This is a genomic window from Desulfobulbaceae bacterium, from assembly GCA_015231515.1.
Lineage (GTDB): Bacteria > Desulfobacterota > Desulfobulbia > Desulfobulbales > VMSU01 > JADGBM01.
The window spans coordinates 1-8,688 of sequence record JADGBM010000118.1 but is presented as its reverse complement, the minus strand read 5'-3'; the positions used below and the strand labels follow the sequence as shown (position 1 = coordinate 8,688).

General features: G+C 46.4%; 8 protein-coding genes. 7 read left to right on the top strand and 1 reads right to left on the bottom strand.

Translation table 11 applies throughout. The annotated features are described in order from the left end of the window. The first annotated feature begins 187 nt into the window (after positions 1-187). From HQK80_13850 to HQK80_13840, 3 genes are all read left to right on the top strand, one after another. The gene (locus tag HQK80_13850; protein MBF0223286.1) at positions 188-343 is read left to right on the top strand and encodes a hypothetical protein; all 156 of its coding nucleotides are present in this window, start codon (positions 188-190) and stop codon (positions 341-343) included. A 517-nt stretch (positions 344-860) separates the two neighbouring features. Then, positions 861-1,661 carry a hypothetical protein gene (locus tag HQK80_13845; GenBank protein ID MBF0223285.1) on the top strand — a complete coding sequence of 267 codons (801 nt, stop codon included), beginning with the start codon at positions 861-863 and terminating at the stop codon, positions 1,659-1,661. A gap of 62 nt (positions 1,662-1,723) precedes the next feature. Beyond that, positions 1,724-3,169: a YihY/virulence factor BrkB family protein gene (locus HQK80_13840; GenBank protein ID MBF0223284.1), complete on the top strand. Its 1,446-nt coding sequence runs from the start codon at positions 1,724-1,726 to the stop codon at positions 3,167-3,169. On the opposite strand, the gene HQK80_13835 is transcribed toward HQK80_13840, so the two are convergent. Continuing rightward, complete coding sequence (locus HQK80_13835) at positions 3,156-3,410, bottom strand: hypothetical protein (protein MBF0223283.1); 255 nt, start codon at positions 3,408-3,410, stop codon at positions 3,156-3,158. The genes HQK80_13840 and HQK80_13835 overlap by 14 nt on opposite strands. Positions 3,411-3,481: 71 nt before the next feature. Here HQK80_13835 and msrB point away from each other — a divergent pair, with 71 nt between their 5' ends. The 4 genes from msrB to HQK80_13815 all read left to right on the top strand — a co-directional run. Continuing rightward, positions 3,482-4,525, top strand: a complete 1,044-nt coding sequence (gene msrB, locus HQK80_13830; GenBank protein ID MBF0223282.1) for a peptide-methionine (R)-S-oxide reductase MsrB — start codon at positions 3,482-3,484, stop codon at positions 4,523-4,525. 248 nt (positions 4,526-4,773) lie between these two features. Continuing rightward, on the top strand, positions 4,774-7,494 hold the full coding sequence (locus HQK80_13825) for a CBS domain-containing protein (protein ID MBF0223281.1): 2,721 nt from the start codon (positions 4,774-4,776) through the stop codon (positions 7,492-7,494). A gap of 17 nt (positions 7,495-7,511) precedes the next feature. Beyond that, complete coding sequence (locus tag HQK80_13820) at positions 7,512-8,123, top strand: site-2 protease family protein (protein ID MBF0223280.1); 612 nt, start codon at positions 7,512-7,514, stop codon at positions 8,121-8,123. Between the two features lie 263 nt (positions 8,124-8,386). Further along, the coding region (locus HQK80_13815; GenBank protein ID MBF0223279.1) for a transposase at positions 8,387-8,688 on the top strand (302 nt) is incomplete at its 3' end.

The following is an 8,688-nucleotide window of genomic DNA, read 5'->3' as shown; positions in this document are numbered from 1 at the left end:
CCTGGGCTAGTATGTTACGCCCCTTTGGGGCTGAGGAAAAACACCCGCTAAGGAGGAAATGTTACTACTTAACTGTTTTTAGCTCAAGCCGAATATTTACGGGGAATTGGATATTTCTGTAACAAAATCAGTAGTTTTGGTTGAGTGCCGATAACTTATCCAAAACTGGTGGTAAGTAATTATTTTTATGATTAGCACTAATATTCCGCAAGCCGTCACCCCGGCAGGCTTTAAGCCGGGGTCCAGTAAAGAGAACAGAATGGACCCCGGCTTACTACCTGCCGGGGTGACGACAAAAGTAGAGGCTCTTATCCAGCACTGCTGGGCTGGGCCTCTGGAGTAAAAGGCAATCAAAATCCCCCCAGGTCCCCCTTTTTAGATAAGCGACGCAGGAGACTTCGAAGGGGGATTTAGGGTGATTTTTTCTTGGAAATAGTACATTTACATGAAGCTATCATAAATCAAAAAAGATTCAGGGTGATTTCCTTTTTTTAGTAGAATAACCGCTCAAATTTTTACCACAGCTCACAGCATACCTGACCTCAATTTACGAATCGGGTCGACAGTCAAAGCTGGTCAATGCCTGGGTTATTGCGCTCCTGGAGGCATAGTACCGACGCATCTCCATCTTTCCGTTATACGCCTGAATTCGACAGAAAAAGCAGTTGACTGGCCAACCTTGATCGCACAACACGCTGAATATTTTCTCAATCCCTCTGATTTTATTTGAAACAGAACGGATGTAAAGATATTTTTATTGGATTAATTTTTCGTAGTGCGATATCCTATATGTCCAAGGAAGAAGTCTTTTGCTGTCAACAATGACAGGGAAAATGTGAAGGTTTTTCGGGAGGGTGTTTATGGAAAAGCGAATGCGCTTAGGTGATCTTTTAGTAAAGAAAGGTTTAGTGAAGTCTGAGCAGGTTGATGAAGCCCTGCGGATTCAGGTGGGTGGCAATCGACGACTTGGATATATTCTCATAAAAATGGGTGCGATTACAGATAATCAGCTCCTGGAAGTGCTATCTGGCCAGCTTGATGTGCCGATTATCAAGATCGATGATGAGTTTTCTGTGGAAGTTAAAAACGTTCTCCCCAGGTATTTATGCCAGAAATATACTGTAGCACCGTTATCAAAGGAGCCCAGCAATATCCTTAGTCTGGCGATGATGGATGCTTCCGATGAAGCGGCCATTTCAGACATCGAAAATTATACCGGGATGGTGGTCAAGCCGATGCTTGCCAGGGAGAAAGATATAACCTCTGCTATTAAGCAACATATACCTTTTTCCTCCAAAGATATTTTTAACCCCCATGTCTTTAGTCGCGCCACCAAGGTTACCTCGACTGTCGCGTTGGTGCTACTGGTGATTGTCGGCGTTGTATTTTATAACTATGTGCAGACTGAAAAATACGGAACCATCTCAGTTATTGGAGATTCTAAAACTTATAAAAATCACGATCTGATGGTTGGTATAGAAGGTAGCGGCAAGATTTCCCTGCTTGGCCATGGCGCTTATTCGAAAGGGTTTTATTCTGTGACCTTTAATTCGGAAGGCCCCCTGCAAACCTTTGTGGAGCAGAAAAGAAAGAATTTTTCCGATAAGCAGTATGACTGGCTGATGTGGGTAGTTGAGAAAAATCTGTCTGTGGCAAAATGAGAACTATGAGTTTTGGGCGGTGGGTGTGCAACTCAGAGCTCAAAACTCAGGACTCTTAAAACATGGAACTGGACAACGATTCGGCCGGAACCGGCATCGCAGCCGCAGCATTTGCCGGCATTTTTGCCTGGATATGGAAGCCTCCCACCAAAGAAAATTCGAGCCCTTCAAGTTTTATCCGGATTTTCTTGCGAATCATCACCATTTTCTTTCGCGAATTTCAGCGCGATAGTATCCCCTTACGTGCAAGTGCTCTAACCTTCACGATTGTTCTCTCCCTTGTTCCGACCCTGGCCTTAGGCACCGCTGTTTTAAAAGGGCTTGGTGCCGGGGATCAGATGCGTCAGGCGGCCTATCGTTTTATCGATCAGCTTGATTCTGGCAGTGATGCCCAGCCGGATGTCCTGGAAAGTGACCCGGACGGCCCTCTTAAACAACAGGCTGGCCCATCTCCAGAGAAAAAGGAGGTAATTGCTTCTCAGAGCCTTCATGGTACTTCGTCACCGCCTAAGGATCCGCAGCTTGCCGGCCATCTGCGCCGGGCAGCCGATCAGATTTTTGACTATGTTGACAAGACTGATTTTGCTGCTTTAGGGGCTTTTGGAGTCGTCGGTCTAGTGCTGGCTGTATTGAGTGTGCTTGGCAGTATTGAAAAATCCATGAACGTTATCTGGCAGACCAGTCGGGGCAGGCCTTTTGGTCGGAAACTGATGGATTATCTGGCCTTAATGATTCTGCTGCCGCTGTCAGTGAATCTTGCTCTGGCCACCGAAACAATGATTCAGAATCAGGCCCTGTTCTCCGCTGTCAGCCAGATTATGCCAATCGACTGGCTGACTGGTTTTGCGATCAAGATTTTACCAACAGTATTTGTGGTGGGTACCTTTGTGGTTCTCTACCGGTTTCTGCCGAACACTACGGTCAGGATGGGGCCAGCACTTGTTGGAGGTATTGTGGGTGGCTTATGCTGGTTTGCAGTACAGGGACTGTATGTGAAGATGCAGATTGGGGTGGCTCGCTACAATGCCATTTATGGTTCTTTTGCCACCTTGCCGCTGTTTTTGTTGTGGCTCAATATTGCCTGGATAATATTTTTAGCCGGGGCCGAGGCCTCGTTTGCCTGTCAGGTCTGGCGTGATTACAACTGGCAGCGGCCTAAGTTGAGTCCCGGTCGGGAATTGTCGCTTGCATTTTCTTTGCTTGACGTAATTGGTGCTGATTTTAAGGGTCGTGGGGTGGCGACCATTGCTGAACTTGCCGAAAGACACCCTGGATATACGCCTGGAGAAGTTTCTGCGGTGCTTGACAGGTTGAATCAGGGCGGCTTAATTCATCATGTTGATGATGAGGCCCAGATTGGTTATGTCCCTGCGTCTCCAGTTGAAGAGATACTGCCTTCTGAGGTGGTTGATCTGGTTATTGGCGCACTTGATGACCAAGCACACCCACTTGCCAGGCAGTTTACTGAATCTGCCAAACACTCTTTAGATCAGCCTAGCACAGTTTGATTATTGGCCACGGAAACACACAGAAGCACACTGAAAACTGCATTTTAGAATAGGGGGATTTTGATCTTTCCCAGCAAGCAAGCTGGATAAGAGCCTCTACAACCGTAGTTTTAACAATTTTTGAGGTCTCTTGACTGGCAGCTGAAATCTCTTCCATGGAGGCAGACGTTTCTTCAAGGGATGCCGCCTGTTCTGAAGCGCCTTCAAAACTGTCTTTGTAGGTAGAAAAAACAGTACACATATGTAGAATCATCCTTATCGTATATCGTAAAGAACGGGCAGCATGAAATACGAAACAGATGGAGGTGGCTTATGTTAAACAGTACATATTTTTTATTGGTAATTTTTGTCGCAGGAGGACTATTGTCACTTTCGGACAAGGCGTCATCGAATTCTGGGTTTGAAGAGGCTACCTTGGCTGGGGGCTGTTTCTGGTGCATGGAAAAGCCTTTTGAAAAGCTTGATGGGGTTACAGCAGTTATTTCTGGATATAGTGGCGGTACCAGTAAAGACCCAAACTATGACAATTATGGCCAGGGCGGGCATCTCGAAGTGGTCAAGGTGATCTTTGACCCGGCAAAGATCGGTTACGATGAGATTCTTGATGTATACTGGCGTCAGATTGATCCAACCGATGATGGTGGTCAGTTTGTCGATAGAGGGCGCGCCTATTCATCGGCTATTTTTTATAACAGTGATCAACAAAGAACCATAGCCGAGGCTTCCAAGAAACGGTTAGCTGCAAGTGGCGTCTTTGATAAGCCGATTATAACACCCATACAGGCAGCTACGGAGTTTTACGCGGCCGAGGACTATCACCAGGATTATTATAAGAAAAACCCGCTGCGCTATGGGTATTACCGGGCTGGTTCAGGACGAGATACCTTTCTTGAAAAAGTATGGGCTGCTCGGGAAGAGAAAGAGATGAGTAAGAACGAAGATGATCTGCGAAAAAAATTGACTCCTTTGCAATATGAGGTCACCCAGAATGAAGGCACTGAGCCGCCTTTTGATAACGCCTATTGGGATAACAAGGCGCCTGGCCTTTACGTGGATATTGTCTCTGGAGAGCCGCTGTTCAGCTCCATTGATAAATATAAATCCGGCACCGGCTGGCCAAGCTTTACCAGGCCTCTTGTTAAGGAAAATATTGTTGAGAGAACAGATCGAAAACTTTTCTCTGTTCGTACTGAGGTGCGCAGCAAGAAGGGTGATTCTCATCTAGGGCATGTTTTTAACGATGGTCCAGAACCCACAGGATTACGATACTGCTTAAATTCAGCTGCCTTGCGGTTTGTGCCCGTGGATCAACTCGAATCCGATGGCTACGGCGAGTACCTGCAGCTGTTTAAATAGCTGCGGGGACTATACTTGTTGAATCTTTTGGGCCACGGAATACACTGAAAGGGTTAAGGGTTAAGGGTTAAGGGGTGTCTCCTGTTTTTGGTGACGATGGTGTTCTAAATCCCCCCAAAGAAACGTATGCTTTTTAATTTCCGTGTCATTCCGTGTGGTTCAGTGGCCAAAAAACCTACTGTAGGTGAACAAATACAGAGAACAATATTTCCTGTGCTTTGATCAGTTTTTATGGCTAGAATGAACCTATGGAAATTATCACCACCCATCTGCATGCTGATTTTGATTCCCTGGCCTCTATGGTGGCGGCGCATAAGCTCTACCCTGAGGCCATTATGGTTTTTTCCGGGTCCCAGGAGCGCAATGTTCGTGACTATCTTGCCCATACCCAGCTGCCCCACGAGTTTCAACGTCTTAAAAATATCGATATCGCTGAGATTACTAAGCTGATCATCGTTGATACCCGTCAGCAGAATCGGCTTGGTAGATTTGCTGATTGTCTTGTTAATGATGGTCTTGTTGTGCACATTTATGACCATCATCCTAGGGCGCCTGGCGATCTGTCCAGCGCGTATGAAGTTGTAGAGAATGTTGGTTCTACTACCACGATCTTTGTTGAGATCTTTCAGGAAAAAAAGATTGTTCTGACCGAGGAAGAGGCAACCCTGATGGCGATGGCCATCCATGAAGATACCGGCTCTTTTACCTTTGACACCACCACCCCGCGAGATCTTGAGGCGCTGGCCTGGCTTCTCAGGCAGGGCGCCCAGGTAACACCTGTCGCTCAGTTTATCTCTATGGAGCTCTCCAGCCGGGATCTGGGCATCTTAAACGAAATGATCAATACGGCCTCCACCTACACGATTCATGGCGTTGATATAGTCATTGCCCGCATCAGCTTGCCTGAATATATCGACGAGTTTGCCCTTCTGGTTCGTAAATTTATGGTGATGGAAAATCTTAACGCCCTTTTTGCCATAGCCAGCATGGGTGAGCGGGTTTATTTGATAGGCAGAAGCCGGGTTCCTGAGGTGAATGCTGGAAAAATAGCCATGGAGTTTGGGGGGGGCGGACACGCCTCTGCGGCCTCTTCCACGATTAAAGACATGACTTTGATTGAGGCGGATGAGAAGCTGATTGTGCTTTTGCATAAATATGTCCACCCAATACGGTTGGCAAAAGATCTGATGTCGTCACCGGTTATTTCGGTCGGCCCCGATGTCAGTATTGAGCAGGCCAACACGATGCTGACCCGCTATAGTATCACTGTGCTGCCGGTGCTTGACAAGAAAAAGGTGCTGGGCATTATTTCCAGGCGTGTAGTTGAAAAGGCTATTTATCACGGCTTGGGAAATTTTCCGGTCTCTGACTATATGAGTACTGATTTCGTTGCGCTTGCACCAGAGGCAACCTTGGCCGAGATCCAGGAAGTGATTATTGGCAACAGACAGCGGTTCATCCCTGTTGTTGAAGGGCAGCGGATTAAAGGGGTAATTACCCGAACGGATCTGATCAGTGTTCTGGTAGATGATCCAGCACACAACAGTTCGATATCATTAAGTAAAACCAGTTCTCCGGCAATTGAACGAAACCGTAATCTAAACGCGTTAATGGTTAACTGCCTCTCTGCCGAAATGATAACGCTGCTCCGGACTATTGGCGAAGTGGCCCAAGTGCATAAATATTCAGCCTATGCCGTCGGCGGGTTTGTGCGGGACCTGCTTCGGCATACCGCTAATATGGACCTCGATGTGGTTGTTGAAGGTGATGGGATTGATTTTGCCAAACATCTGGCGATACAGCTTGATGGCACGGTGCGGGCCCATGAAAAGTTCAACACGGCTGTGGTTAAGTTGAAAAATGGCTTTCGTATTGATGTGGCGACAGCCCGCCTCGAATACTATGAATATCCGGCTGCTATGCCCACGGTTGAGTTAAGTTCCATTAAACTCGATCTTTACCGTCGTGATTTTACAATTAACGCCCTGGCTATCCACTTAAATTCCGATAAATTCGGGATTATGGTGGATTTTTTTAATTGCCAAAACGATATTCGTGATCGCCAGATTCGGGTGCTGCATAATCTGAGTTTTGTGGAGGACCCGACTCGGATTTTCAGGGCGATCCGCTTTGAACAGCGCCTCGGTTTTTCACTGGGAAAGTTAACAGAACGCCTGATGAAAAAGGCGATCAAAATGGATATGTATGGCAGGTTTACCGGCGGGCGGTTTTTCCATGAACTTCAGTGGATTTTATCGGAAGAAAACCCCCTTCCGGCGATCTATCGGATGGATAAGCTTAAGTTGCTTGGTTTCCTGGATAAATCCATACTGTTAAACCAGCGTCTTAAAGATATTTTGCGTGAAACGCATCGGACGGTAGCCTGGTACAAACTTCTCTATCTCGATGAGCCTTTTTCACAGTGGCAGGTCTTTATTATGGCTCTGACTGTGCAGTTAAGCGCCAAAAAGGTGGTGGCTTTCTTTGAAAAATTCAGTGTGCCGGAACGGTATAAGGTGAGCTTGGTAAAAAATAAGGTTGCGGTCAGTAAAATTGAAAAAGTCCTGCTGAAACGATTTCTTGATATTGAGCCTGGAGATTCCGGGAAAAGTACCGCCACGGCCTTTAAAACGCCTGACCCAGCCAAAATTACTGCTAAGGGGCCACCCTTGAAGATAAGTGAGGTGTATTGGCTGTTAAAAGGTTTGAGCACTGAAGCCCTGCTTTTTTTGATGGCAGTTATGGAAGAAAAATCAGGGAAGAAAGCGGTCTCTCTCTATGTCACCAATTTACGGGATGAGAAAACCTTTCTGCATGGTCATGACCTGCGGGAAATGGGCTATAAGCAGGGGCCGAAATACGCTAAAATTCTAAATCATCTCCTGGAGGCCAAACTTGACGGTATCGTGGGCAGCCGCCAGGAAGAGGTGGACTTTGTGAGAAAATACTATCCGCTCGCAGAGCGCTAATTTGAAAAATACAGACAATGACTATCATCCAACAGATTATTATACTTGCCCCGCCCCTGCTTTTCGCCCTGACAATTCATGAATATGCCCATGGCTATGTGGCTTATCAGTACGGCGATCCCACCGCCTTTAATCAGGGAAGACTTACTTTAAATCCCTTGAAGCATATTGACCCACTTGGCGTGCTTTGCTTCATTATCTTGAAGATTGGCTGGGCCAAGCCGATCCCTGTGAATGCGGCCTACTTCAAAAATCCACGGCATGATTTGTTGTGGGTGTCACTCGCCGGACCTGGGGCAAATCTGGTTGCCGCAGTCGCCAGTGCCTTGTTGCTGAAAGTGCTGACGCTTTTTTTGCACCTTGTGCCTGCCGTTGTGTTGTTGCCGGTGTTGCAAATGGTTTCGGCCAGTGTATGGATTAATATCGTGCTGGCAGTGTTTAATCTGGTGCCCATCCCACCCCTTGACGGAAGCAAAATTCTCTCGGGGCTATTGCCTCCAGATATTGCCAGGAGCTACGCACGGATAGAGCCCTACGGTTTTATTTTCTTACTCATCCTTTTTTATACGGGAATCCTGCCCAAGATGATAATGCCGATCATCGCCTTTGCGCAGAATTTGATGGTCTGATGGTTGCGTTTGAACAGTAGGAATCCGTTTGGTTGAGCTTTGCGAAACCCATCAGAATCTGTGCTGGAAAGCTGATCATGGTGCCATTTGTTAAGCTGAAGTTCCAGCCCAGAACACAAGCCTGACCATTAAAAAACAACCTAATTTCAAGTGATTAACTGCATGAAATTGCTTTTTTGGGCCTAATGTTGTAGTCATGTAAATATCAAAACTATATTAATAATAGCTTGCCATAGAACGAATTGTGTGCTATTTGTATAGTTATGTATATTATAAACGTTCCAAATAGAAACTCACCACCGGCCATTTTGCTCAGGGAGAGCTTTCGTGAAAATGGTAAGGTGAAAAACCGCACTCTCGCAAATCTGACTTGTTTGCCAACACACTCTGTTGAAACTTTACGTCGTTCTCTCAAGGGAGAAAATTTAGTTTCACCGCAAGAGGCTTTTGAGATTATTGAAGATGGCTCACCTGCCCATGGGCACATTGATGCTGTTTTAACAGCCATGAAGCGTCTTGGTTTTTCCCGTCTTATTTCGTCTGGAAACTCTAGGCAACGTGATTT